Source organism: Methylobacterium sp. B4 (assembly GCF_003201865.1).
Lineage (GTDB): Bacteria > Pseudomonadota > Alphaproteobacteria > Rhizobiales > Beijerinckiaceae > Methylobacterium.
In genome coordinates this window covers 209,557-234,672 of sequence record NZ_QJJJ01000003.1, presented here as the reverse complement: position 1 = coordinate 234,672, position 25,116 = coordinate 209,557, and the positions used below count along the sequence as shown (strand labels likewise).

The 25,116-nt window shown below is 69.3% G+C and carries 20 protein-coding genes and 1 pseudogene; 12 read left to right on the top strand and 9 right to left on the bottom strand.

Annotated features, from left to right (window positions below):
• Nucleotides 1–4: 4 nt before the first annotated feature.
• Nucleotides 5–2,338: an NADP-dependent malic enzyme gene (locus BY998_RS06660; RefSeq protein ID WP_110350834.1), complete on the bottom strand. Its 2,334-nt coding sequence runs from the start codon at nucleotides 2,336–2,338 to the stop codon at nucleotides 5–7.
• A 75-nt stretch (nucleotides 2,339–2,413) separates the two neighbouring features.
• Here BY998_RS06660 and BY998_RS06655 point away from each other — a divergent pair, with 75 nt between their 5' ends.
• The 3 genes from BY998_RS06655 to BY998_RS06645 are packed head-to-tail and all read left to right on the top strand — an operon-like array spanning nucleotide 2,414 to nucleotide 3,867.
• On the top strand, nucleotides 2,414–3,040 hold the full coding sequence (locus BY998_RS06655) for a CatB-related O-acetyltransferase (RefSeq protein WP_110350969.1): 627 nt from the start codon (nucleotides 2,414–2,416) through the stop codon (nucleotides 3,038–3,040).
• A 33-nt stretch (nucleotides 3,041–3,073) separates the two neighbouring features.
• Nucleotides 3,074–3,325, top strand: coding sequence for a DUF3297 family protein (locus BY998_RS06650; RefSeq protein WP_110350833.1), 252 nt, complete (start codon nucleotides 3,074–3,076; stop codon nucleotides 3,323–3,325).
• A 41-nt stretch (nucleotides 3,326–3,366) separates the two neighbouring features.
• Nucleotides 3,367–3,867, top strand: a complete 501-nt coding sequence (locus tag BY998_RS06645) for a hypothetical protein (RefSeq protein WP_110350832.1) — start codon at nucleotides 3,367–3,369, stop codon at nucleotides 3,865–3,867.
• 53 nt (nucleotides 3,868–3,920) lie between these two features.
• On the opposite strand, the gene BY998_RS06640 is transcribed toward BY998_RS06645, so the two are convergent.
• Nucleotides 3,921–4,622: a response regulator transcription factor CtrA gene (locus BY998_RS06640; RefSeq protein ID WP_110350968.1), complete on the bottom strand. Its 702-nt coding sequence runs from the start codon at nucleotides 4,620–4,622 to the stop codon at nucleotides 3,921–3,923.
• 519 nt (nucleotides 4,623–5,141) lie between these two features.
• Here BY998_RS06640 and fliI point away from each other — a divergent pair.
• The 4 genes from fliI (at nucleotide 5,142) to BY998_RS24250 (ending at nucleotide 8,610) form a co-directional block, all read left to right on the top strand.
• Nucleotides 5,142–6,506, top strand: a complete 1,365-nt coding sequence (gene fliI / locus BY998_RS06635) for a flagellar protein export ATPase FliI (protein ID WP_110350831.1) — start codon at nucleotides 5,142–5,144, stop codon at nucleotides 6,504–6,506.
• A 92-nt stretch (nucleotides 6,507–6,598) separates the two neighbouring features.
• On the top strand, nucleotides 6,599–7,003 hold the full coding sequence (gene fliJ, locus BY998_RS06630; RefSeq protein WP_110350830.1) for a flagellar export protein FliJ: 405 nt from the start codon (nucleotides 6,599–6,601) through the stop codon (nucleotides 7,001–7,003).
• Nucleotides 7,004–7,188: 185 nt separating this feature from the next.
• A complete protein-coding gene (locus BY998_RS06625) occupies nucleotides 7,189–8,244 on the top strand; it encodes a lysylphosphatidylglycerol synthase domain-containing protein (RefSeq protein WP_110350829.1) in 1,056 nt (351 codons plus the stop codon).
• A 225-nt stretch (nucleotides 8,245–8,469) separates the two neighbouring features.
• Complete coding sequence (locus BY998_RS24250) at nucleotides 8,470–8,610, top strand: hypothetical protein (protein ID WP_181425447.1); 141 nt, start codon at nucleotides 8,470–8,472, stop codon at nucleotides 8,608–8,610.
• A 31-nt stretch (nucleotides 8,611–8,641) separates the two neighbouring features.
• Here the strand turns inward: BY998_RS24250 and flhA are convergent, their stop codons facing one another.
• Complete coding sequence (gene flhA, locus BY998_RS06620; RefSeq protein ID WP_110350828.1) at nucleotides 8,642–10,780, bottom strand: flagellar biosynthesis protein FlhA; 2,139 nt, start codon at nucleotides 10,778–10,780, stop codon at nucleotides 8,642–8,644.
• Between the two features lie 204 nt (nucleotides 10,781–10,984).
• On the opposite strand from flhA, the gene BY998_RS06615 reads away from it, so the two are divergent.
• Together BY998_RS06615 and BY998_RS06610 are read left to right on the top strand one after the other, a co-directional pair.
• A complete protein-coding gene (locus tag BY998_RS06615; protein ID WP_110350827.1) occupies nucleotides 10,985–11,281 on the top strand; it encodes a hypothetical protein in 297 nt (98 codons plus the stop codon).
• A 56-nt stretch (nucleotides 11,282–11,337) separates the two neighbouring features.
• A complete protein-coding gene (locus BY998_RS06610; RefSeq protein ID WP_110350826.1) occupies nucleotides 11,338–12,036 on the top strand; it encodes a hypothetical protein in 699 nt (232 codons plus the stop codon).
• Nucleotides 12,037–12,080: 44 nt separating this feature from the next.
• Here BY998_RS06610 and BY998_RS06605 read toward each other — a convergent pair whose 3' ends face one another.
• The 3 genes from BY998_RS06605 to BY998_RS06595 form a co-directional block, all read right to left on the bottom strand.
• Nucleotides 12,081–13,325, bottom strand: coding sequence for a capsule biosynthesis protein (locus BY998_RS06605; protein ID WP_110350825.1), 1,245 nt, complete (start codon nucleotides 13,323–13,325; stop codon nucleotides 12,081–12,083).
• Nucleotides 13,326–13,476: 151 nt separating this feature from the next.
• Complete coding sequence (locus tag BY998_RS06600; RefSeq protein WP_110350824.1) at nucleotides 13,477–14,130, bottom strand: ABC transporter ATP-binding protein; 654 nt, start codon at nucleotides 14,128–14,130, stop codon at nucleotides 13,477–13,479.
• A 146-nt stretch (nucleotides 14,131–14,276) separates the two neighbouring features.
• On the bottom strand, nucleotides 14,277–16,595 hold the full coding sequence (locus BY998_RS06595) for a Tex family protein (protein ID WP_110350823.1): 2,319 nt from the start codon (nucleotides 16,593–16,595) through the stop codon (nucleotides 14,277–14,279).
• A 167-nt stretch (nucleotides 16,596–16,762) separates the two neighbouring features.
• Here BY998_RS06595 and BY998_RS06590 point away from each other — a divergent pair, with 167 nt between their 5' ends.
• From BY998_RS06590 to BY998_RS24695, 3 genes and pseudogenes are all read left to right on the top strand, one after another.
• The gene (locus tag BY998_RS06590) at nucleotides 16,763–17,749 is read left to right on the top strand and encodes a DUF808 domain-containing protein (RefSeq protein ID WP_110350967.1); all 987 of its coding nucleotides are present in this window, start codon (nucleotides 16,763–16,765) and stop codon (nucleotides 17,747–17,749) included.
• Nucleotides 17,750–17,855: 106 nt separating this feature from the next.
• On the top strand, nucleotides 17,856–18,749 hold the full coding sequence (locus tag BY998_RS06585; RefSeq protein ID WP_110350822.1) for an EamA family transporter: 894 nt from the start codon (nucleotides 17,856–17,858) through the stop codon (nucleotides 18,747–18,749).
• A 16-nt stretch (nucleotides 18,750–18,765) separates the two neighbouring features.
• A pseudogene (locus BY998_RS24695) lies at nucleotides 18,766–19,233 on the top strand (GNAT family N-acetyltransferase); the annotation flags it as partial.
• A 59-nt stretch (nucleotides 19,234–19,292) separates the two neighbouring features.
• Here the strand turns inward: BY998_RS24695 and BY998_RS06575 are convergent.
• From BY998_RS06575 to BY998_RS06565, 3 genes are all read right to left on the bottom strand, one after another.
• The gene (locus tag BY998_RS06575; protein ID WP_110350821.1) at nucleotides 19,293–21,164 is read right to left on the bottom strand and encodes an ATP-binding protein; all 1,872 of its coding nucleotides are present in this window, start codon (nucleotides 21,162–21,164) and stop codon (nucleotides 19,293–19,295) included.
• A 255-nt stretch (nucleotides 21,165–21,419) separates the two neighbouring features.
• Complete coding sequence (locus BY998_RS06570; protein WP_110350820.1) at nucleotides 21,420–23,852, bottom strand: phosphoketolase family protein; 2,433 nt, start codon at nucleotides 23,850–23,852, stop codon at nucleotides 21,420–21,422.
• Between the two features lie 81 nt (nucleotides 23,853–23,933).
• On the bottom strand, nucleotides 23,934–25,115 hold the full coding sequence (locus BY998_RS06565) for an ABC transporter permease (protein ID WP_110350819.1): 1,182 nt from the start codon (nucleotides 25,113–25,115) through the stop codon (nucleotides 23,934–23,936).
• Nucleotide 25,116 lies beyond the last annotated feature (1 nt).

The following is a 25,116-nucleotide window of genomic DNA, read 5'->3' as shown; positions in this document are numbered from 1 at the left end:
CGCGCTACTCCGAGAGCGGTCCCGCGCCGGGCTCCGCCTCGGGGACGAGGGCCGTCTCCGATCCGGCCTGCGCCTCGACCACCGCGGCGGCGGTGACGTTGACGATGCCGCGAGCGGTGACCGAGGGCGTCAGGATATGGGCCGGCTTGGCCGGGCCGATCAGCAGCGGGCCGACCGGGAGCGCGTCGGCCAGCACCTTGGCGAACTGGAAGGCGATGTTGGCCGCATCCAGGTTCGGGAAGACGAGGATGTTGGCCGCGCCCTTCCAGTTGGAGCCCGGCAGCACCCGGTCGCGCACCAGTTCGGACAGGGCCGAATCCGCCTGCATCTCGCCGTCGGCCTGAAGGTCGGGCGCGCGCGCCTGGATCAGCTCCAGCGCGCGGCGCATCTTCTTGGCCGAGTCCGAGTCCGATTGACCGAAATCGGAGTGGCTCAGAAGCGCGATCTTCGGCGTGAGGCCGAAGCGGCCGACATGGCTCGCACAGGCGATGGCGACGTCGGCGATCTCCTCCGCGCTCGGATTCTGGCGGACATGGGTGTCGGCGAGGAAGTAGGCGCCCTTCTTCGTGACGATGAGGCTCATTCCGGCGAAGTCGCGGAGTTCCGGCGAGAGCCCGATGATGTCGCGAATGACCCGCAGCCGGGTCTCGAAACGGCCTTCCAGGCCGCAGATCAGCGCGTCCGCTTCGCCGCGGCGCACGGCGAGCGCGCCGATCACCGTGGTGTTGGTGCGCACCAGCGTGCGGGCGAGGTCGGGGGTGATACCGCGCCGCCCGGCGACCTCCAGATAGGTCGAGACGTAATCCCGGTAGCGGGGATCGTCCTCGGGATCGATCAGGTCGAAATGCTCGCCGTGCTTCAGGTCGAGGCCGAAGCGCTTGATGCGGGTCTCGATCACCCGCGGGCGCCCCACCAGGATCGGCCGGGCCACCCGGTCCTCGACCACGGCCTGGGCGGCGCGCAGCACCCGCTCGTCCTCGCCCTCGGCGTAGATGACGCGCTTGGGGTTGTTCTTCGCCTTCGAGAAGATCGGCTTCATGATGAAGCCGGAGCGGTGCACGAAGCGGTCGAGCGACTCGGCGTAGGCCTGGATGTTCTCGACGGGCCGCCCGGCTACGCCGGAATCCATCGCGGCTTTGGCCACGGCGGGGGCGATGCGCAGGATCAGGCGCGGGTCGAAGGGGCTCGGGATCAGCGAGTGGGGCCCGAACGGCCGGGCCTCGCCGCCATAGGCGCGGGCCACCACGTCCGAGGGCGCCTCGCGGGCGAGCGCCGCGATCGCCTTCACCGCGGCCTTCTTCATCTCCTCGTTGATCGCGTGCGCGCCGACATCGAGGGCACCGCGGAAGATGTAGGGGAAGCAGAGGACGTTGTTGACCTGGTTGGGGAAATCCGAGCGTCCGGTGCAGATCATCGCGTCGGGCCGCCGCTCCTGGGCCAGATCCGGCATGATCTCGGGGTAGGGGTTGGCCAGCGCCATGATCAGCGGCTTCTCGGCCATCTTCTCCAGATATTCGGGCTTGAGCACCCCGCCCGCGGAGAGCCCGATGAACACGTCGGCGCCGGGGATCACCTCGGCCAGCGTGCGCGCCTCCGTCTCCTGCGCGTAGATGTCCTTCCAGCGGTCCATCAGTTCGGGTCGGCCCTTGTAGACCACGCCCTTGATGTCGGTGACCGTGATGTTTTCCCGCGTCGCGCCGAGAGAGACGAGCAGGTTGAGGCAGGCCAGAGCCGCCGCGCCCGCGCCCGAGGTGACGATCTTGGCGTCCGAGAGGTTCTTGCCGGCCAGTTCCAGGGCGTTGAGGACGGCCGCCGCGACGATGATCGCCGTGCCGTGCTGGTCGTCGTGGAAGACCGGGATGTTCATCCGCTCCCGGCAGCGCTCCTCGACCTCGAAGCACTCGGGGGCCTTGATGTCCTCGAGGTTGATGCCGCCGAAGGTCGGCTCCAGGGAGCAGACCACGTCGACGAGCTTGTCGACGTCCTTCTCGTTGACCTCGACGTCGAACACATCGATGCCGGCGAACTTCTTGAAGAGAACCGCCTTGCCCTCCATCACCGGCTTCGAGGCCAGCGGGCCGATATCGCCGAGGCCGAGCACGGCGGTGCCGTTCGTGAGCACCGCGACGAGGTTCTGGCGGATGGTGAGGGTGGCGGCCTCCTGCGGATCGTCGTGGATCGCCATGCAGGCGGCGGCGACGCCGGGGGAGTAGGCGAGGGCGAGGTCGCGCTGGTTGCCGAGCGGCTTGGTCGCCTGGATCTCGAGCTTTCCGGGTTTCGGCAATCGGTGGTAGACGAGCGCCCCGGACTTCAGATCCTCGGACATGTTGTCGGCCATGGCGATGCCGTCCTCTCTCGCTCGTTTATGCGCGCCCGCACCCTCGCTTCGCGGGGGACGCTGTTGAGGCATCTGTTGCAACGGCTGAAGCGGGGGCGCAACCCGCACAACGAGACCCGACTGCATCTCGAAAAGCTGGCCCGCCGCTGGAATTTCTCAATCGGCGCATACTCTTACGGAAGGCCGAAGGTGCGCTTCCCCGAATCGGGGCGGCGGCTGACGATCGGCCGGTATTGTTCCATCGCCGACAAGGTCGAGATCCTGCTCGGCGGCGATCACCGGCTCGACTGGGTTTCGACCTACCCCTTCGCCGCGATGCCCGGCCTCTGGCCGGGAGCGGACGCGCCGCAGGACTATCACGCCGCGCGCGGGGACGTGGTCATCGGGCACGATGTCTGGCTCGGATCGGGCTGCCTGATTCTGTCGGGCGTCACGCTGGGCCACGGCGCGGTGGTCGCCGCCCACGCCGTCGTCACCCGCGACGTGCCCCCCTACGCGGTCGTCGCCGGCAACCCGGCGCGGATCGTGCGCCGCCGCTTCGACGAGGCGACCGCCGCCGCGCTGGTGGAGGCCGCATGGTGGGACTTCCCCCACGAGACGGTGGCGCGCTGGATTCCACTGCTCCAGAGCGGACGGGTGGCGGAACTGATCGCTGCCGCCCGGGCGGAGGCCGCCATTGCTCCTCCAGCCCGATTGCCGTAACCGGCCGGCACACTTGGCAGGAACGCACGAGTCATGTCCGACACGCCCCCCGACCGCCTCTCGGTGAACCCGAACAGCCCCTTCTACGACGAGGCTGCCCTCGCCCGCGGCGTGGGCGTGCGCTTCAAGGGGGCCGAGAAGACGAATGTCGAGGAATACTGCGTCAGCGAGGGCTGGGTGCGGCTCTCCGCCGGCAAGGCCCTCGACCGGGCCGGCAACCCAATGACGGTGAAGCTGAAGGGCGCGGTCGAGCCGTATTTCCGCGAGGAGCCGGCCGAGGCCTGATCCGGCGACCGGCATTCGAGCGACGCGAAGGAAGGTTCTGCATGCGAAGACTCGCCCTCGCCCTCCTCCTCGGCCTTGCACCTCTGTCGGCCCTCGCCGAAGGGTTCGCCGCCCGCGATCTCACCACGGTCGCCTCCGAGGCGAAGGCAGCCTTGGGGGGGCGCTACGCGGCGCGCGCCGAGGCGGCCCGGCTGACGCTTGTCTGCACCGAGTGTGAGGGCAGCCCGATGATCGACGTGCTGCTCGGCCGTCAGGCCGACGGCACGGAAGAGCGCGTGCGCTCGGGACAGACGCCGATCGCCCGCCTGGAAGCGCGCTGCCGGCAGCGCAATCCGGACTGCCGCGTGACCGGCCTGTCCGTGGCGCCGGCGGTCGGATGGATCAGCCGCTACCGCATGGGCGCGATGTCGGGCGCGACGGCGATCGTCCTGCGCGACGGCGACCTCCTCACGATCCGCTCGCTGGCCGGCGACGAGGCCACCGCCTCCCACAACGCCCGGACCCTGGTCGAGGCACTCAGCCCCCGGATCGTCGGACCCTGAAACGAAAGAACCCCGCTGGAGCGGGGTTCTTGGGTCATTCACGACAGGGCGGATCAGACCGCCATGCGGTCCTCGCCCTCGACCGGCTCGCGGAGCACGTAGCCGCGGCCCCAGACGGTCTCGATGTAGTTCTTGCCCTCGGACGCGTTCGCCAGCTTCTTGCGCAGCTTGCAGATGAACACGTCGATGATCTTCAGCTCGGGCTCGTCCATGCCGCCGTAGAGATGGTTGAGGAACATCTCCTTGGTCAGCGTCGTGCCCTTCCGCAGGCTGAGGAGTTCCAGCATCTGGTACTCCTTGCCGGTGAGATGGACGCGCGAGCCGGACACCTCGACGGTCTTCTGATCGAGGTTCACGATCAGGTCGCCGGTGGTGATGATCGACTGGGCGTGGCCCTTCGAGCGGCGCACGATGGCGTGGATGCGCGCCACCAGCTCGTCCTTGTGGAAGGGCTTGGTGAGGTAGTCGTCGGCGCCGAAGCCGAGACCCTTCACCTTGTCCTCGATGCCGGCCATTCCCGAGAGGATCAGGATCGGCGTCTTCACCTTCGCCACGCGGAGCGAGCGCAGCACCTCGTAGCCCGACATGTCGGGCAGGTTCAGGTCCAGAAGGATGATGTCGTAATCGTAGAGCTTGCCGAGATCGACGCCCTCTTCGCCGAGGTCGGTCGTGTAGGTGTTGAAGTTCTCGGATTTGAGCATCAACTCGATGCTCTGCGCCGTCGCGCTGTCGTCCTCGATCAGAAGTACGCGCATCGTGATCCCCACCGGACAGGCCGTTTCGGGGCGCTTGAGACAAGCCGCCGCCGGTCGCCCGCCGACGGCCTCGGCGGACGCTCCCTCATTCCCACTTTCGAAACGCTATTCCTTAACCGTTAACAAAAGCCGAATCCCGCTTGCAAGCACTGTCTCTTTCGAGTCCGGCGCCGATTCTCCCGCCTGTTGGCCGTCCGTTCTCCCCTGGCGGCCACTCCGCGCCGACGGTCGATAATCCGCTTGCGCTAACCCCTTCTGTTACCTCGCATTGGCGGGAATGTTGCCGAAAGGAGACGGCGGTCATTCGTCGCCGAACTCTTTTTTCCGGCTGCGGCGCCGGAGCCGCCGGATCGACGGGGATGCCTTGGCGCCGGGGTCTTCGGTGTTAAGACATCGGCCGGTTCGATGGCTGTGATGGGTTAAGATCGACTCACGAGAAGCCGGCCACGGACCGCCACGCTTTCCGCGCCGGCCGCGCGGCGGGCGTTCCGTGAGTGGCACGAGCGGGGTCGAGGGCGGATGGTGCAGGAGCGCGGCTCCGGGAGGCTGGCGGCGGCGCTCGCCGCGCTCTCGACCGTCGAGACCCTGGAGACCTTCGGGCGGGTCACGGCGATCCGCGGCCTGCTGGTCGAGGTCGCCGGGCCGGTGGCCGCCATGCGGCTGGGCGGTCGTATCGACATCGTGGTGGAGGCGCGCGGCGGACCCGGCGAGGCGCCCGCGACGGTGCCGTGCGAGGTCATCGGCTTTGCCGGCGACCGGGCGCTCGCCATGCCGTTCGGCTCACTGGAGGGTGTGCGCCGCGGCTGCCCGGCGCTGGTGCGCGACGAGGCTGCCGGAGCGATCCGGCCCAGCGCGGCCTGGCTCGGGCGCACGGTCGACGCCCTCGGGCGACCCATCGACGGGCTCGGCCCCCTGGCGCAGGGACCGGCGATCTATCCCCTGCGGGCCGATCCGCCGCCCGCGCACGGTCGCAGGCGCGTCGGGCCCCCGCTCGATCTCGGGGTTCGCTGTATCAACACCTTTCTCACCATGTGCCGCGGGCAGCGCATGGGCATCTTCGCCGGCTCCGGCGTCGGCAAGTCGGTCCTGCTCTCCATGCTCGCCCGCTACACCGCCGCCGACGTGGCGGTGATCGGCCTCGTGGGCGAGCGCGGTCGCGAGGTGCAGGAGTTCCTGCAGGACGACCTCGGTGCGGCGGGCCTTGCTCGCTCGGTGGTGGTGGTGGCGACCTCGGACGAGCCGGTGCTGATGCGCCGCAACGCCGCCTACGTGACCCTGGCGGTGGCCGAGTATTTTCGCGATCAGGGCGCGCAGGTGTTGTGCATGATCGACTCGATCACCCGCTTCGCCATGGCCCAGCGCGACATCGGGCTGGCCGGCGGCGAGCCGCCCACCGCCAAGGGCTATACGCCCACCGTCTTCTCCGAATTGCCGCGCCTGCTCGAACGGGCCGGGCCGGGGACGGGGGAGGGGGCGATTTCCGGCCTGTTCACGGTGCTGGTGGAGGGCGACGACCATAACGAGCCCGTGGCGGATGCCGTGCGCGGCATCCTCGACGGCCATATCGTGATGGAGCGGCGCATCGCCGAGCAGGGCCGCTACCCGGCGATCAACGTGCTGCGCTCGGTCTCGCGGACCATGCCGCGTGCCTGCGACCCGACCCACCTTCCGACCGTCCGGCGTGCGCGAAAGGTGCTCGCGACCTACGCGGACATGGAGGAACTGATCCGGCTCGGCGCCTACCGGGCCGGCTCGTCGCCGGAAGTGGACGAGGCGGTGGCTTTGATGCCGGATCTGACGGCTTTTCTGGGGCAGGGTAAGGAAGAAGCAACCTCCATCGGCGAGTGTTACGCACGGTTGGCCGCCATCGTGGGCGGTGGGTGAGGCGGTTTTCAGATCGCGTCGGGTGAAGGTCCGCAAGGGTCTCCGCGCCTCTCGAGCCCTTCGCCGGCGTAGCGTGGAGTGGATGGCCCGACATGAAATCGCGTGACACGCTGATCCGGCTGCGTCGGTTCCAGGTGGATGAGAAGCGCCGCCGGGTCGCCCAGATCGAGATGATGATGGCCGACTTCAACCGCATGGCGGCCGAGCTCGACCGCGAGGTCGCGCAGGAAGAATCCCGCGCCGGCATCTCCGATCCGGCCCATTTCGCCTACCCGACCTATGCCCGCGCCGCGACCTCGCGCCGGGACAACATGCGCCAGTCCGCTGCCGCCCTCGAAGGGCAGCTCGCCGAGGCCAAGGCGGAGCTGGGCGAGGCCTTCGAGGAACTGAAGAAGGTCGAGATCCTCGAGGATCGCGAGCGCTCCGCCGAGCGCGCGGCCGAAGCCGCCCGCGAGCAGGCCGAGATGGACGCGATCGGCCTGCGCGCCCGGGCGTGACGGCATCTCGGGAGGAGCGGGACCGGCGTATGCGCGGGCTCCCGTTCGTCGGCGGGTTTCGGCATGAAACCGTCATGATCGGCGGGCAAGAGCCCGCCTCATCGGGACGACCCATCCGGTTCCGCTTGCGAAGCGCGCAACGGTGACGCAGGACGGACCGGTTCCGAGAGAGGCGGCCGGTGCTCATGAAGAAGATCAGTGAAATCGTCTGGGGCCTCGTCGGCCTCGCCGCCGTGGCGGTGTCCTGCTACCTCCTCTGGGGTGAGCTGAAGACGCTGTCCTGGGCGAGCATCGAGGCGGCCTTCGCCGCCATTCCGCTCCATCACTTCCTGTTCGCGGCCCTCTCGACGCTGGTGGCCTACGCCGCGCTCGCTTGGTACGACCGCATCGCGCTGCTGCATCTGGGCGTTCGCCACATCTCGTGGACGTTCGTGTCGCTGTGCTCGTTCACGACATACGCGCTCTCCCACAATATCGGCGCCTCGGTCTTCTCCGGCGCCCTCGTGCGCTACAGGGCCTACACCTCGAAGGGGCTCTCGGCGGCGCAGGTCGCGGTGCTGGTGGCGCTCTGCTCCTTCACCTTCGGCCTCGGCACGATCCTGCTCGGCGGCTTCGTCCTGGTCTACGACCCGAATCTGCTCGCGCGGCTCGACAACCTGCTGCCGGCGGCGCTGACCAACCCGGCCACCTCCCGTCTGGTCGGCTTCGGCCTGCTCGCCTTCGCCGCGCTCTACGTGATCGGCTCGGTCCTGCGCTTCCGCCCGCTGACGATCCGCAACTTCAAGGTCGAGTATCCGCGGCCCGGCATCATGGTGCGCCAGCTCATCGCGGCGCCGCTGGAACTCCTGGGCGCGGCCGGCATCATCTACTTCGCCCTGCCCGACAGCCTGAATCCCGGCTTCATCCCGGTGCTCGGCATCTTCCTCGCCTCGTTCTCCGTGGCGCTCGCCTCGCACGCCCCCGGGGGCCTGGGCGTGTTCGAACTCGTCTTCTTCACCGCCATGCAGTTGCAGACCGATGCCGAGAAGGCGCCGGTCCTGGCCGCGGTGCTGATCTTCCGCCTGTTCTACCTGTTGATCCCCTTCGCCGTGGCGATCGTCGTGGTTCTGCTGTTCGAGCGCTCACGCCTTTCGCAGGCGCTTCATAAGAGCGGCGAACCGACGCCGCCCGAACCGCCGCTCGTCGCGCCCGGTCTCGACAACCACGTGATCGAGAACCGCCTGGAGAAGAAGGCGGTCTGATTGCCGCGACCCGCGCTGTCAGCCGGCGGTCGCTCCGGACGGAGCGGCCGCCGGCTTGCGTTCGGGGAGGGCGTTCCCGCACCGTTTCGTCGCAGTGACGCGGGGCGAGCGGATCCCCACGTCACGCCGCTCCCGTGGACGGAGGACCTGCCGGGGTTGCGGGCTCTTCAGGAACGGTTAAGCTTCGACGGGATGGGGAGCCGCCTCGGCTCCCGGATGGATATCATGGCTTCGATCAAGGTACGGGTCGCCGAGGACGGCACCTGCTCGATCTGCCGCAACGGCACGATCATCAGTTCGGGACTCACGCGTTCACAGGCCGATCAGCTCGTCGCCGTCCTGCGCGCCATCGAGGGTCACGCCTGACCGGGGAGGCGCTGACCCCCTCTCACCAGAGTTAAACCGACCCGACCGTCCGTAGCCGTGCCCGCGGATGGATCTCCGCTTGGCTCATCACGGGCGTCTCGCGGCGGAAGCGCTCGATGATCGAGCGCACGAAGGGCCGGGCCTGGACCGAGGTGACGAGCACCGGCATCTCGCCCATGCGGGCGGCCTGCTCGAAGCGGTCGCGCACGGTGTTGACGAACTCGGTGAGCTTCGACGGCTGCATGGCGAGGTAGCGCTCCTCGCGCTCGCCGACGATCGCTTCGAGGAAGGCCTGCTCCCAGGCGGGTGACAGGGTGATGATCGGTAGCGTTCCGTCCGGTCCCTGGTACTGCGCGCAGATCTGGCGGCCGAGCCGGGCGCGGACATGCTCGACGATGTCGCGCGGGTTCTTCACGTGGCCCGCCACCTCGGCGATGCCCTCGACGATGGAGCCGAGATCGCGCACCGAGACGCGCTCGGCGAGCAGCAATTGCAGCACGCGCTGGATGCCCGTGGTGGCGATCTGCGAGGGCACCACCTCCTTGAGGAGTTCGGTGTGCTCCTTGGGCAGTTCGCGCAGCAGCTTCTGCACCTCGACGTGGTTCAAAAGCTCGGAGACGTGCGCCTTGATGAGCTCGGTCAGGTGGGTCGAGATCACGGTCGCCGCATCCACCACGGTGTAGCCCTTGATCTGAGCCTGATCCCGCAGGGAGGCATCGACCCAGGTGGCGGGCAGGCCGAAGGTCGGCTCCAGGAGATGCTGGCCGGGCAGCTGCACTTGGCCGCCCATCGGGTCCATCGCCATGAACTGGCCGGGGAAGACCTGGCCCGTGCCGGCCTCGATCTCCTTGACCCGCACCACGTAGGTGTTGGCCTCCAGGCTCACGTTGTCGAGGATGCGCACCGAGGGCATGACGATGCCGAGTTCCGCCGCGAGCTGGCGGCGCAAGGCCTTGATCTGGTCGGTGAGCCGGTCCTGACCCTCGCCGTTGACCATCGCCAGCAGCGCGTATCCCATCTCCAGCTTGAGGTCGTCGAGCTTGAGCAGGTCGGTGACGGTCTCCTCCGCGGGTCCTGCGCCGGGGACGGCGCCGGCCTCGCCCTCCGCCGCGGCGGGAGGCGCCTCCCTCTGGGTCTTGGCGATGCGCCACGCGGCGTAGCCGGCCGCCGCGCCCAGCCCGACGAAGGGCAGCATCGGCATGCCGGGCAGGAGCGCGATCAGACCCATGACGGCGGCCGACATGCCGAGCGCCTTGGGGTAGTTCGCCATCTGCTTGCCGAGCGCCTTGTCGGCCGAGCCCTTCACGCCCGCCTTCGAGACGAGGATGCCGGCGGCGGTCGAGACGATCAGGGCCGGCACCTGGGAGGCCAGCCCGTCGCCGATGGTGAGCAGGGTGTAGGTCTTGGCCGCTTCCGCGAAGCCGAGCCCCTGCTGTGCGACGCCGATGATGATGCCGCCCACCACGTTGATGCCGGTGATGAGCAGCGCGGCCACCGCGTCGCCGCGCACGAATTTCGAGGCGCCGTCCATGGCGCCGAAGAACGAGGATTCCTCCTCGAGCGCCGAGCGCCGGGCCTTGGCCGCCTTCTCGTCGATCAGCCCCGCCGAGAGGTCGGCGTCGATCGCCATCTGCTTGCCGGGCATGGCGTCGAGGGTGAAGCGCGCGGCCACCTCGGCGATGCGGCCCGAGCCCTTCGTGATGACCACGAAGTTCACGATGATCAGGATCGCGAAGACGATGATCCCGATGACGAAGTTGCCGCCCATCACGAAGTGCCCGAAGGCCTCGATGACGTGCCCGGCCGCCGCCGTCCCCTCGTGGCCGTGGCCCAGGATCAGCCGGGTCGAGGCGAGGTTGAGCGCCAGCCGCAGCAGGGTCGCGACCAGCAGCAGCGTCGGGAAGACGGTGAATTCGAGCGGGTTGTCGATGAACAGCCCGGTCATCATGATCAGCACCGAGATGATGATCGAGACGGCGAGCAGCAGGTCGAGCAGAACCGCCGGCAGCGGGAAGATCAGCACCACGAGGATGCCCATCACCGCGGTCGCGAAGAAGAGATCCGAGCGCTTCGAGAATGCCTGGAGGCTCCCCCGGTCCGGCAGGCGCAGGGCCGAGAGCGCGCCGAAGCCACCCCCGCCCACCGGTACGGCCTTGGCCGTCTCGCTCATTTCGACCGATCCCCACGACGAATCGTGCGGTCTCTACCCGGAAGACCCCACCCGGCAGGATTTGCCGGGTTCAGGGTTAGCGAGACGTTAACGCGGCCCGTTGCCGGCGATGCCGGCCCTCCGTGCGGAACCTGAGCGGCGCGGAGGGCTTGGACAGGCAGACCCGTCCCATGAACCGCCGGGACGTCCGGGGAAGTCCGAGCGATGCGTGCCCATTCTCTCCTGATCCTCGCCCTGATGCTGCCCACGGCCGCCCGCGCCGCGCCCGAGCCCCCGGCGGCGCCCGCCGAGAAGGCGCACGGGGCGGTCGGCGCGCAGTTGAAGCCCGGCGCCAACAGCTTCACCGCCGCGCAGGTGCGGGCGCGGTTCTCCGAGATGGGCTTCTCGGACGTCGTCGATCTACGCCTCGACGATCAGGGCATCTGGCGCGGCCGCGCGGAGCATGCGGGCCGCAGCGTCGCGGTCGGCATGGATTACCGGGGCGAAGTCGCCGCCGAGTGAGCGGCGACAAAACGGCCGAGGCCACGGCCCGGACATTGAGATCGAAAGGAACAACCATGGCAGCACGTGCCGTCACCGCCCTGTTCGACAGTCACGAGGATGCCGCCCGCATCGTCGATCGGATCGAGGCGGCGGGCGTGCCGCAATCCGACATCTCCATCCTGTCCCCGGAGGACGCCGGCCGGCCCGCCGCGCAGAATGCGGGCGAGCCCGGGCCGGCGGCACAGGCACCGGAAGGAAGCGCCGCGGACGGGGCCGGGGCGGGGGCGACGGTCGGCACCGTGCTCGGCGGCGGCGCCGGCCTGCTCGCGAGCCTCGGGCTTCTGGCGATCCCCGGCGCCGGGCCGATCGTCGCCGCGGGCTGGCTCGTCGCCGCCCTGTCCGGCGCGGGCGTCGGCGCCGCCGCGGGCGGTCTGATCGGAGCCCTGACCGGAGCGGGCCTGAGTGGGGCCGATGCGGAGACCTACGCCGAGGGCGTCCGGCGCGGCGGTACGCTGGTGACGGTCCGGGCCGACGGAGACATCGCCGACCGCGTCATCGCCCTGATGCAGCGCGGTGGCGCGATCGACCTCGACGAGCGCGCGCAGGGCTGGCGGGCGCAGGGCTGGACCGGGGGAACCGGTGCGGCTGCCCCGGCGATGGCGACCGCGACGCCCTCGCCCCTTCCCGACCCGGCCCTGGCGCCCGAGCCGGGCACGCCGGCCGATCCCGATGCGGCCCCGCCGACCCGGCGGCCCCCCACCGAGATCGTCTGAGGCGCCCGACCCGCTCCGCCCGGAGCGGGTCGCGGGTTTTGTCGTCAGCTGTAGAGATACTTCCGGATCACGACGCTGAGGCCGAACAGGGCCATCGCCACGAGTGCGACGATGCTCGTGAAGAGGTGGCGGCGCGGCTCGATGGCCGAGGCCGGAACGACCGGATTGACCACGGGCGTGAAGAACTCGATCTGGCGGTTGGCCACGATGCGGGCCTGCTCGCTCGCCGCCAGCACCTTGTTGTAATAGAGCAGCGCGTTCTTGCGTTCGGCCTCGAGCGCCTCGAATTCCGTCATCGCCTCCGAGAGCAGGCGGCGCTGCTCCGGATCGGTGCTGGTCATCTGCCGCTCGATCTTCTCGATGTTGTCGTCGAGTTCCTGGATCTGCGCCTTCAGATCCTGGATCTGCCGCCGCTCGGGAGCGAGGTCGCGCAGGCTCAGGGTCAGCTGCACGGAGAGGTCGATGCGCTTCTTGCGCAGTTCCCCGATGACGGTGAGGTTGTTCTTGTTGGCCGATTGCGCGTCGAGCACCCCGGCCCGGTTGCGCAGGTCGCGCAGGGCGCGCTGCGTCGTCAGCAGGCGCGCCTCGGCATTCTTCAGCTCGCGGTTGCTCTCGGCGACGGCGTCGTTGCGCGCCCTGAGGCTGAGTTCGTTTACCATGCGCTCGCTCTCGTCGAGGAGCGCCCGGGTGAGATTGTAGGATTCCTGCGGATCGAAGGCGCTGACCTTCAGGGAGACGATGCCGCCGTTGCTATCGACATGGACGGCGACGCGCTTGCGCCAGTAGCGCATGAACTTCTCGATCGGATCGTCCGCCGTGGCGCGCGAGAAGTAATCGATCGAGTCGCGCGAGAACATCTCACGGACCGGCAGCTGCCGCTCCATGGTCTCGATCATCTGGCGGCTCTCGATGTAGTTCGTCGTGATCAGCGTGTCCTGCGCGATCATCTGCTTGGCGATGGAGCTGTTGGTGCCGGTCTCCTCGCTCTGGACCTTGTCGACCGTGCCGAGGGCGGGCCGCAGCGCGAAGCGCGCTTCGGTGACGTAGCGGTCCGAGGCGATCAGGTAGAAATAGCCGGCGGTGACCAGGGTCGGCAGCGCGAAGAGGAGCAGGAAGAGGACCGGAATCCAGGGATCGCGGCGGATATGCGTCTGGTAGGCGCGGATGCCCCTCTTGTGGTCCGACTGGCGGGCGAGACGGGCGAAGCGCTTGAGCGACTCCGTGACCGCCGTAGAGCGGTCGGCGGTGGTCAGCGGGGCGCCGGAGGGGCTGCTGATCTCGGTGCTCATGGTCTGCGTGCTCGCGCGCCCTTCGATCCGCTCCCCGTCGCCGGTCGTCCGCGGCGGATCGCACGCTGGCGTCTGTGCCGTGCCTCCACGGCGAAACCGTGTCCGAACCCCGGGAGGCGGCCCTCCGCTTCGCTGTGGAATGCGTGGGCGCTCAACTGTTCAGGCGGCGGTAGGCGGTGATGGCGTCGTTGACGTCGTCGTAGACCACGGCTTGACCGTTGATGAGGATGATCGCCTGACTGCAATACTCACGGATCTGTTCCATGCTGTGCGAGATCAGGATCACGTCCGCGGTCTCGCGCCGCATGTTGAAGATGTCCGCGCAACGCTTCTGGAAGCGCGCATCGCCCACCGAAAGCGTCTCGTCGATGAGGTAGCAGTCGAACGGGATCGCCATGCTCATGCCGAAGGCCAGCCGCGAGCCCATGCCGGACGAGTAGGTGTTGACCGGCATGTTCAGGTAGCTGCCGAGTTCGGAGAAGTCCTCGACGAATTCGAGCACGCGGCGCGGGTCTTCCCCGTAGATCCGGGCGACGAAGATGACGTTGTCGCGGCCGGTCATCTTGGGGTTGAAGCCGCCCGCGAAGCCGAGCGGCCACGAGACCCGGAGCTTGCGCACGATGCGCCCGCGGGTCGGCTCCTCGACGCCGGCAATGAGCTTCATCATGGTCGATTTGCCGGCGCCGTTGATCCCCATGATGCCGTAGCTGATGCCCGGCTTCAGGGTGAAGTTCACCCGGTCGAGGATGGTGCGACGGCGCCCGTAGGTGGAATAGATCTTGGTGACGTTCTCGAAGCGGATCACGGTTCGGCAGACTCCGCCGGCGGACGATGCGGGCCGGTTTCCGCAACCAGATCACGCCGGCCAGCCGCGGGCGTAGTGGACGGGCTCCGCGCCCTTCGCACGGGACAGGGCCCGGAAAAAGCGGCGAATCTGAGGATGGGCGCGCCTCACGAGCGCTTGGGAGAGGGTGCTCCGGCGCGGCGGAAGGCGTCGGCGAGCGCGCCGCCCTGCTGCGGGGCGGGCGGCGGCGCGCTCCGCGGCGGCCTCGCGTCCGGCCGGTCGCCGCGCGGGCCGGGCGCGGCGGAGCCGTCGATCGGATCGTCGAGACGCATCGAGAGTCCGATGCGCTTGCGCGCCACGTCCACGGAGAGCACCAGCACGCGCACCACGTCGCCGGTCTTCACCACCTCGGAGGGCGCGGCGATCCGCTTGCGCGCCATCGCCGAGATGTGGACGAGGCCGTCCTGATGGACGCCGACATCGACGAAAGCGCCGAAGGCCGCGACGTTGGTGACGACGCCCTCCAGCTGCATCCCAGGCTTGAGGTCGCCGATCGTCTCGACGCCCTCCTGGAAGCTCGCCGTTCTGAAGGCCGGGCGCGGGTCGCGGCCGGGCTTTTCCAACTCGGCGATGATGTCGCGCACGGTCGGCACGCCGAAGCGCTCGTCGGCGAAGGCGGCGGCCGAGAGCTGGCGCAGGGCGGCCCCGTTGCCGATCAGCACCCGGATGTCGCTCTTCGTCGCCTCCAGGATGCGCCGCACGACGGGATAGGCCTCCGGGTGGACGCCGGAGCGGTCGAGCGGGTCGCTGCCGTCGGGAATGCGCAGGAAGCCCGCGGCCAGCTCGAAGGTCTTGGGGCCGAGGCCCGGCACCTTCTTCAGCGCGGCGCGGGTGCGGAACGGGCCGTGGGCGTCGCGGTGGGCGACGATTTTTTCGGCCACCGCCTCGCCGAGGCCCGAGACCCGGGCGAGCAGCGGTCCGGAGGCCGTGTTCACATCGACGCCCACGGCGTTCACCGCATCCTCGACCACGGCCGAGAGCGAGCGCGACAGCTTCTGCTCGGTCACGTCGTGCTGGTACTGGCCGACACCGATCGATTTCGGGTCGATCTTCACGAGTTCGGCCAGCGGATCCTGCAGGCGCCGGGCGATGGAGACGGCGCCGCGATGCGACACGTCGAGGTCGGGCAGTTCCCGCGTGGCGATGGCCGAGGCCGAGTAGACCGAGGCGCCGGCCTCCGACACCGTGACCTTGGCGCATGTCAGGTCGGGGTTTGCGGACAGGATCTCGGCGGCGAGCCGGTCGGTCTCGCGCGAGGCGGTGCCGTTGCCCACCGCGATGAGTTCGACGCCGTGCTGGAGGCAGAGCCGGGAGAGCGAGGCGACCGCCTCCTTCCAGCGGCGCTGCGGCTCGTGCGGATAGGTGGTCTCCACCGCCACGACCTTACCGGTGCGGTCCACCACCGCCGCCTTGACGCCGTTGCGGTAGCCGGGATCGAGCCCGAGCGTCGCCCGCCCGCCCGCGGGGGCGGCGAGCAGCAGATCCTTGAGGTTGCCGGCGAACACCTTCACCGCGGCTTCCTCCGCACGCTCGAACAGGCGCGCGCGCAGGTCCGCCTTGATGCCGGTGCGGATCTTGGTGCGCCACGCGACCCGCACGGTGTCGAGGAGCCACGCATCCGCCGGCCTAGCCCGGGCCGCGACGCCGAAGCGGCGGCAGACGGCGAGTTCGAACGGCCCCGGCGTCCCGGCCGGCATATCCTCGCCCTCGGCGGCGAAGGCGATGTCGAGCACCTCCTCGCTCTCGCCGCGAAACAGGGCCAGCACCCGGTGCGAGGGCATCTTTTCGAGGCGCTCGCGCCAGTCGAAATAGTCGGAGAATTTCTGGCCCGTCTGCTCCTTGCCCTTGCGGACGCGCGAGACGGCGTCGCCGGATCGCCAAAAGTCCTCGCGCAGGCGGCCGATCAGGTCGGCCTCCTCGGCAAAGCGCTCGATCAGGATGGCCCGGGCGCCCTCGAGGGCCGCCTCGACGCTCGCGATGCCCTTGGCCGCATCCGCGAAGCCCTGCGCGGCGCGTTCCGGGACCGTCTCGGGCCGCGCGAGCAAGGTCTCGGCCAGGGGCGCGAGGCCGGCTTCGCGGGCGCTCTGCGCCTTGCTGCGCCGCTTGGGCTTGAAGGGGAGGTAGATGTCCTCCAGCCGCGCCTTGGTGTCGGCGGCGGCGATGGCGGCGGCCAGCTCCGGCGTCAGCTTGCCCTGGGCGCGGATGCTCTCGACGATGCTGGCGCGCCGGTCACGCAGCTCGCGCAGGTAGCCGAGCCGCTCCTCCAGGCTGCGCAGCTGCGCGTCGTCGAGGGAGCCGGTCGCCTCCTTGCGGTATCGGGCGACGAAGGGAACCGTGTAGCCGCCGTCGAGCAGGTCCACGGCGGCGGCCACCTGCCCCTCCCGCACACCGAGTTCTTCGGCGATCAGCAGGTTCACGCTCTTCACGGATGGGCCTCGGTCGCGGTGGGGCGGGAGGGGAACGAGCGCCAGTCCTTCTCCGATCGGGCCGGAGCGTGCAAGCCTCGCCGCGCGGATCGGTGCGAGCCCGGCTCGCCCGCGCGCCAAGCTGCACCATATGCTGGGCGAAACCCGCTAACCGGATGAGGCTTCTCGTGAGCGTCGGACTCCTGGCCCTTCTCGACGACGTGGTGGCGCTGACGAAGGTCGCGGCCGCCTCGCTCGACGACGTGGCCGCGCAGGCCGCCAAGGCGGGAGCGAAGGCGGCCGGCGTCGTGATCGACGACGCCGCCGTGACGCCGCGCTACGTGGTCGGCTTCTCGCCGGACCGGGAACTGCCCATCGTCTGGCGCATCGCCCGCGGCTCGCTGATCAACAAGCTGGTGTTCCTGCTTCCCGCGGGCCTGCTGCTCAGCGCCTTCGCCCCGTGGGCGATCACGCCGCTGCTGACGCTCGGTGGCCTCTACCTCGCCTACGAGGGCGCGGAAAAAATCTACGAGTCGATCGTGCCGCACAAGGCGCACGCGCACGAGGCGGCGGCCGGCGCCACCGCCCAGGACGCGCAGGTGCTGGAGAACCAGCGTGTCGCGGGCGCGATCAAGACCGATTTCATCCTCTCGGCCGAGATCATGGCCATCACCCTGTCGAGCCTCGATGCCGACACGGTCTGGGCGCGGGCCGTGATCATGGCCGTGGTCGCCATCGGCATCACGGTGGCGGTCTACGGCGCGGTCGCTCTGATCGTGAAGGCCGACGATGCCGGCCTCGCGCTCGCGCAGCGGCGCGCCGGTGTCCTGGCCGCGATCGGGCGCGGGCTCGTGCGCGGCATGCCCGTCTTCCTCAAGATGCTCGCCGTGGTCGGCACGGCCGCGATGGTCTGGGTCGGCGGCGGCATCATCGTCCACAGCCTTGCCCATTACGGCGTTTCCGGCCCCGAGCACCTGATCCACGAGGCGGCCGTCGCGGCGCGCGGTGCGGTCCCGGCGCTCGGCGGCCTCCTGGAATGGCTGGTGACGGCGGCCGGCGCGGGCGTGGTCGGCCTGATCGCGGGCTTCGCCCTGATCCCGCTGGCCGGCAGCGTGCTGGCCCCGGCCTGGAGGGCGATCGCGCGGGTCATCCCGATGCGGAGCAAGGAGGCCTGACAGGCCGACGGGCGAAGCCCAGTGTGCTCCACCCTTCGAAGGGCCGCTGCGGGTGGGACGCGGACGACCGGATTTGCATCGCGAGGGGCGCTATAAGTTTCCGCCTATGTCAGCCCTCAGCACCTCCCATCGGCAGAACGCGGCGTTCGGCGCCGGTGCAATCCTCGCGTCTCAAGCCTCGCAGAACGCCGGCGCCGCCTTCGGCAAGCACCTCTTCCCCATGGTCGGGGCCGAAGGCATGGCGACGCTTCGCATCGGCCTTGCGGCCGTCATGCTCCTCGCGATCCTGCGTCCCTGGCGGTTCCCGGTAGACCGAGCCCACGCCGTCAGTCTCGTGCTGTATGGCGCGACGATGGGGTTGATGAGCTTGCTGATCTACCTCGCCATCGCTCGCATCCCAATCGGGATCGCGGTGGCGATCGAGGTCACGGGGCCCTTGTCTATCGTGCTGCTCGGCGCGCGTCGGCCGCTCGACTTCCTATGGCTCGCGGCTGCCGTCGGCGGCCTGCTGCTGCTGTTGCCGTTGCACGCCACGATCACCCTCGATGCCCTCGGCGTGTTGTATGCCGCCGGGGCTGCCGTGTGTTGGGCGCTGTACGTCGTGTTCGGTCGCCGGGTGTCCGGCCCCGTGGGTCCCCGCGCCGTCGCCTGGGGGATGCTGGTCGCCGCGCTCATCGTTGCCCCGATCGGCTTCGGTCATGCCGGTACGGCCCTCCTCGCGCCCGGCATCCTGCTGGCTGGAGGTGCCGTAGCCGCCCTGTCCAGCGCCGTCCCCTACTCACTGGAGATGTCCGCGATGGGGCGCCTGCCAGCGAGTGTGGTCGGCATCCTACTGAGTACCGCCCCCGCCGTGGCTGCCCTCATGGGCTTCCTGATCCTGGGTGAGAGGTTGGCTATGGTCCAATGGCTCGCCATCGGCTGCATCGTCGCCGCGTCGGCCGGTAGCGCTTTGACCATCAAGCCGCCAGCACGCACGCCGTCCGAAGACGCTGCCCGCTGAGCCGTAACCCGCTCTGCTGCGGGTCCGTCCGACCCACCCCGAGGACGACGCCGCCATCCGGTCGATCATCGGCCCCGTCATCGAGGCCGGTGAAACCAACTCGACTCCGACATGGGCGAGGCGGCGGTATTGGCCTCCTGGCTTGGTGCCGACAAGGAGACGTTCGTGGTCGAGGAGGACGGTGCGATCCTTGGTGCCTACTCCATGCACCCGAACCAGGGCGGGGGGGGACGCCACGTCTGCAATGGCGGCTCCATACGGGTGCGTAAGCGACCGGAAGGAGATTGCCCGGCGAATGTGCGAGCACTCCCGGAAGCACGCCCGCGCTCGCGGCTACCGGGCCAGGCCGTTCAATGTCGTGGTGAGCACCGAATAGCGGGCGGTGCGCCTGCGGCGATTGATTGGGTTCGAGCTCGTTGGGCGGCTATTCCTCGCCTTCGCGCACCCTGACCACGGCGCGGTCGATGCGCCGGTCATGTTTCAGGCCCGTCTGAGGCGTCCCAGACGAAGGCCCGCTCGGGGTGGCAAGCCGGCGTCGTCCCTTCACCCGGCCGCGGACGCTCTGCTCCCGACCAGTTCCTTCACGCGTGCCGCCAGGGCGTCCATCGCGAAGGGCTTGGTAAGCACCTGCAAGCCTGGACCGAGCTGCCTGTCACCGATGGCGGCGCCCTCTGCGTAGCCGGTGATGAACAGCACCTTGAGGTCGCGCCGACGCTCGCGCGCAGCGTCCGCCATTTGCCGACCGTTCATCCCACCGGGTAAGCCGACATCGGTCACGACTAGATCGATCCGTGCATCCGACTGCAGCACCTTCAAGCCCGCCACACCGTCGGCGGCCTCGATGGTCGCATAGCCCATGTCCTCCAAGACCTCGACGACGAGCATCCGCACGGACGGTTCGTCGTCGACGACGAGGACGGTTTCGCCCCGCCCGACAGGTCGCAACGCGAAGGCCTCGCCCGCGATGTCGTCCGAGAGGGCTTCGCCGTGATGTCGAGGCAGGTAGAGGCAGACGCGGGTGCCGAGGCCAACCTCCGACTGGATGCGGACGTGACCGCCGGACTGCTGCGCAAAGCCGTAGATCATGGACAGGCCGAGACCCGTTCCTTTGCCGAGGGGCTTGGTCGTGAAGAAGGGCTCGAAGACGCGGGCGACCACCTCGGGCGGCATCCCGGTTCCGGTGTCCGTCACGCTGACGGACAGGTACTGGCCTTCGGGGAGGTCATACCGGGCTGCGTAGTTGCGGTCGACCCATCGGTTGCCGGTAGCGATGGTGATCCGCCCTCCGGTTGGCATCGCGTCGCGGGCGTTGATGCAGAGATTGAGGAGCGCGTTCTCCAGTTGGCCCGGATCGATCAGTGTCGGCCATAGCCCGGCGGCTCCGACGACCTCCAGATCGATCTGGGGGCCGATGGTTCGGCGCACCAGTTCCTCCATGTCGACCACGAGCCGGTTCACGTCGGTGGGCTTGGGGTCGAGGGTCTGGCGGCGGGAGAAGGCAAGCAGCCGATGCGTCAGTGCTGCCGCGCGCTTGGCCGCACCCTGCGCGACGTCCATGTAGCGCCCGACGTCGCCCAACCGGCCTTGACCCATCCGGATCTGCATCAGCTCCAGCGAGCCGGAGATGCCGGCGAGCAGGTTGTTGAAGTCGTGCGCCAAGCCGCCGGTGAGCTGCCCGATGGCCTCCATCTTCTGCGCTTGGCGCAACTGGCCCTCGGCGGCCAGGAGGTCGTCGGTGCGCGCCCGGACCCGCGCTTCAAGCGTCTCGTTCAGCTCCCGCAGCCGCGCCTCGGACAGCCGGAGGCGCTCCTCGCTCTGGCGCAGAGCGTCTTCCGCCATCGTCCGTTCGAGCAGGTCGGCGGCTTGCCGCGCCAGGATGTCGAGCAACCGAAGATCCCGTTCCGTGGGCTCGTGCGGTGCCTTCCAGTGCGTGGAGATCATTCCCAGCAGCCGGCCGCTGCGCGACATCAGGGGCGTCGTCTGGGCGGACCGGATGCCCGAGCGACGGAAGGCAAGCAGGTCGTCGGTGCCGGCGATGTCGTCCCATGCCTCGAAGTCGGGGATGACGGCTCGTTGCCCGCGCTTGAGCGCCGCCGTGCAACTCGTCACCGATGCGGGATGGACCCACTGCCAGCCCGCTTCAGCCTCGGACGTGAGCCCGCGCGAGTAGAGCATTTCGAGGTGGCCAGGGTGGGACGGATGGTCCGGCGGGCAGAGCCTCTGCATGGTCCCGAACTGAGAACCCGTGATCCGGACGGCGGCATCGACGATCTTCCCGCACAGCGCCCCGAGGTCCTGCTCGCCGATGAGATCGACGCAGATCCCGTGCAGCAAATCGAGGTCGGCTCGGCCGTCTTCCCTCGCCTCGGTGGAACGGCGGGACCATGCCGGAAAGGCGGTGACCGTGGCGGACATGAACGGGCCTCTGGCGCGTGAAGACGGCAATCTGCACCGGAACGAAGACGCCTCTCATGCCCAACGGGTTCCAGCGGCGGCTGGCACATCGCGCCGATCTCCGGCCGATGAGGCGCGACGGTTGCAAACGCGTCACAGACCATCGCCTCGTCACGGCGCTTGCCCCTCGCCAAGGCACCCCGGAAGCGGCCCCTCCCGGACTCCGCAAAAGGGTCGAAAGCCGACCCGCGCGGGCAAGCCTGTCGCGCCTCGATCCTACCGCTCCGCCTCCGGCTCTTCCGCCTCGCCGCGTCCTTCGTAGGGCCATTTCCAGCCCTGGATCACCGGCAAGTCCTCGCCGTGCTCGCGCACGTAGAGCTTGTGCGTGATCAGCTGGTCGCGAAACGCCTGCTTGGCCCGGGCCGCGCGCGTGACCAGCCCCGGCACCCGGTCGATCGCCTCGATGGCGAGGTGGAAGCGGTCGAGTTCGTTCAGCACCACCATGTCGAAGGGCGTCGTCGTGGTGCCCTCCTCGACGAAGCCGCGCACGTGCATGTTGGCGTGGTTGGCGCGGCTGTAGGTCAGCCGGTGAATCAGGGAGGGATAGCCGTGATAGGCGAAGATCACCGGCTTATCGCGCGTGAATAACGTGTCGAATTCGGCATCCGTCAGCCCGTGCGGATGATCCCGGTTCGACTGGAGCGTCATCAGGTCGACCACGTTCACGACGCGGATGCGAAGGCCCGGCACGGCGCGCTTCAACAGATCGACGGCCGCGAGCGTCTCCAGCGTCGGCACGTCGCCGGCGCAGGCCATGACGACGTCGGGCTCGAGCCCGTTCTGGTCCGTTCCGGCCCAGTGCCAGATCCCGATCCCGGCCTCGCAATGGAGCGCGGCCTCGCGTGCGGTGAGCCATTGCGGCTGCGGCTGCTTGCCGGCCACGATCACGTTGATGCGGTCGTAGGTCTGCAGGCAATGGTCGGCGACCCAGAGCAGGGTGTTGGCGTCCGGCGGCAGGTAGACGCGCACGATGTCGGACTTCTTGTTGGCCACGAGGTCGATGAAGCCGGGATCCTGGTGGCTGAAGCCGTTGTGGTCCTGGCGCCAGACATGGGAGGTCAGCAGGTAGTTGAGCGAGGAGATCGGCCGCCGCCAGCCGAGCGTGCGCGAGACCTTCAGCCACTTGGCATGCTGATTGAACATCGAATCGACGATGTGGATGAAGGCCTCGTAGCAGGAGAACAGGCCGTGGCGGCCGGTGAGCAGGTAGCCTTCGAGCCAGCCCTGGCAGAGATGCTCGCTCAGGACCTCCATCACCCGGCCCTCGTGGGCGAGGCTCACGTCGTAGGGCTCGATGTTCTCGATCCAGACGCGGTCGGTCGCCTCGAACACCGCGTCGAGCCGGTTCGAGGCGGTCTCGTCGGGGCCCATGATGCGGAAGTTGCGCGCCTCGGCGTTGAGCGTGAGCACGTCGCGCAGATACCGTCCGAGCGTGCGCGTGGCCTCGCCGACGGTCGCGCCGGGCTGCGGCACGTCGAGAGCGAAATCCTGCCAGCGGGGCAGCCGGAGTTCGCGGCGCAGCAGGCCGCCATTGGCGTGCGGGTTGGCGCTCATGCGCCGGTTGCCCTGCGGTGCCAGGGCGGCGAGTTCCGGCCGCAGCCGCCCGGCTTCGTCGAACAGGGTCTCGGGCGCGTAGCCGCGCATCCAGTCTTCGAGGACCCTGCGGTGCGCCTCGTCGGTGCGGGCGTTGCCGACCGGCACCTGATGCGCGCGCCAGAAGCCCTCCACGCGTTTGCCGTCGACGGTCTTCGGCCCGGTCCAGCCCTTGGGGCTGCGCAGCACGATCATGGGCCAGCGCGGACGCCGGAACCCCGTGCCGCCGCCCCGGGCCTCGGCCTGGATGTCCTTGATCCGGTCCACGGCCCGGTCGAGCGTCTGCGCCATCGCCCGGTGCATGGGCTCGGGATCCTCGCCCTCGACGAAGAAGGGCTCGTAGCCGAGGCCGGTGAACAGGGCCTCCAACTCGTCGTCGCGCATGCGGCCGAGCACGGTCGGGTTGGCGATCTTGTAGCCGTTGAGATGCAGGATCGGCAGCACCGCCCCGTCGGTCACCGGGCTCAGGAACGTGTTGGACTGCCAGGAGGCGGCCAGCGGCCCCGTCTCGGCCTCGCCGTCGCCGACCACGCAGGCGGCGATGAGATCGGGATTGTCGAACACCGCGCCGAAGGCGTGGACGAGGGCGTAGCCGAGTTCGCCGCCCTCGTGGATCGAGCCGGGGGTCTCGGGCGCGACGTGGCTCGGGATGCCGCCGGGGAACGAGAACTGCCGGAACAGCTTGCGCAGGCCCTCCGCATCCCGCGTGATGCCCGGATAGACCTCGCTATAGGTGCCCTCCAGATAGGTGTTGGCCACGATGCCGGGGCCGCCATGGCCGGGGCCGCAGATGTAGATCGCGTCGAGGTCGTGCGCCCGGATCAGCCGGTTCAGGTGCACGTAGATGAAGTTGAGGCCGGGCGTGGTGCCCCAGTGGCCGAGGAGCCGCGCCTTGATGTGCTGCGGCTTCAGGGGCTCGCGCAGCAGGGGATTGTCGAGCAGGTAGATCTGCCCGACCGAGAGGTAGTTGGCCGCCTGCCAGTAGCGGTCGATCAGGGCGAGTTCCTCGCCGCCGAGCGTCGAGGCCGGTCGCTGCGGAGTCGTCTGCTCGGTCACGGGGCTTCTCCTGGCTGACGGGCTTTGCGGGCGCGGCCCGTCGGGTGATGGCCGGAACGGGGCTAGGGGCGTGTCATCCGTTCAGGCTCCGAAGATCACGCGGCGGAAACGGGCGAGGGCGAAGACGAAGTAGACGCTGCCGAGCGCCACGAGCGCGACCAGTTGCGGCCAGACCACCGACGGGCCGGCGCCGCGATAGAGCACCGCCTGGGCCAGCGCGACGAAGTGCGGCGTCGGGCTCACGGTCTGCACCAGGATCTGGAGCCAGTACGGCATGCTCTCCATCGGCGTGCTGCTGCCCGAGAGCAGCTGCATGAGGAGCAGGATCGGGATCACCAGCAGGCCGAACTGGCCCATGGAGCTCGCGATGGTGCCGAGCAGGATGCCGAGCGCGGCCACCGCGAGGGCGTAGAGGCCCGCGCCCAGTAGGAAGAGGGCGATGGAGCCGGCGATCGGCACCCCGAGCCACCCTTCCACCACGACGACCAGCGACAGGCCGGCGCCCACGAGGATGACGAGCCCGTTGGCGATCACCTTGGCGAGCATGATCTCGACGGGCACGAGCGGCATCACCAGGAGGTGCTCCACCGTGCCCTGCTCGCGTTCGCGGATCAGCGCGGCGCCGGTGAGGATGACCGTGAGAAGGGTGATGTTGTTGATCACCTGCATCACGGAGGTGAACCAGCTCGTCTGGAGGTTCGGATTGAACTTGGCCCGCGTCACCACCTGCACGGGGGCGGTGTCGGTGAGGTCGCTGCGCGCGGCGAAGCGCGCGACCTCCTGGGCGATGATGGTCTGGATGTAGATCGAGCCGTTGCCGGCCTGGGTCATGGCCGTGGCGTCGACCCCGAGCTGGACCTCGGTCGGGCGGCCGGAGAGCACGTCCTTCTGCAGGCGCGGCGGCAACTCGACCACGAAGACGAGCCGCCCGGTATCCATGGCCGGGTCGATCTCGGCGGGCGTGATGGGCACAACGGTCTTGACCAGCGGCGGATTGAAGGCGCTCACGATCTGCCGCGAGAGGTCGGACCGGTCTTCGTCCACCACGCCGATGGTCAGGTTGCGCACCTCGGTCGAGGCGCCGGAGGCGACCGAGTGGACGGCGAAGGTGAAGGCGTAGACCACGAGGCACAGCATGACCGGGTCCGCCCGGATGCTGCGCAGCTCCTTCACGACGAGGCGGAATAGATTCGACGCATGCGTCCCGAGGCCGATGCGGAACGGCGCGAATGCGGTTCGGTCGGACGGGGCGGGGCCGCCCATC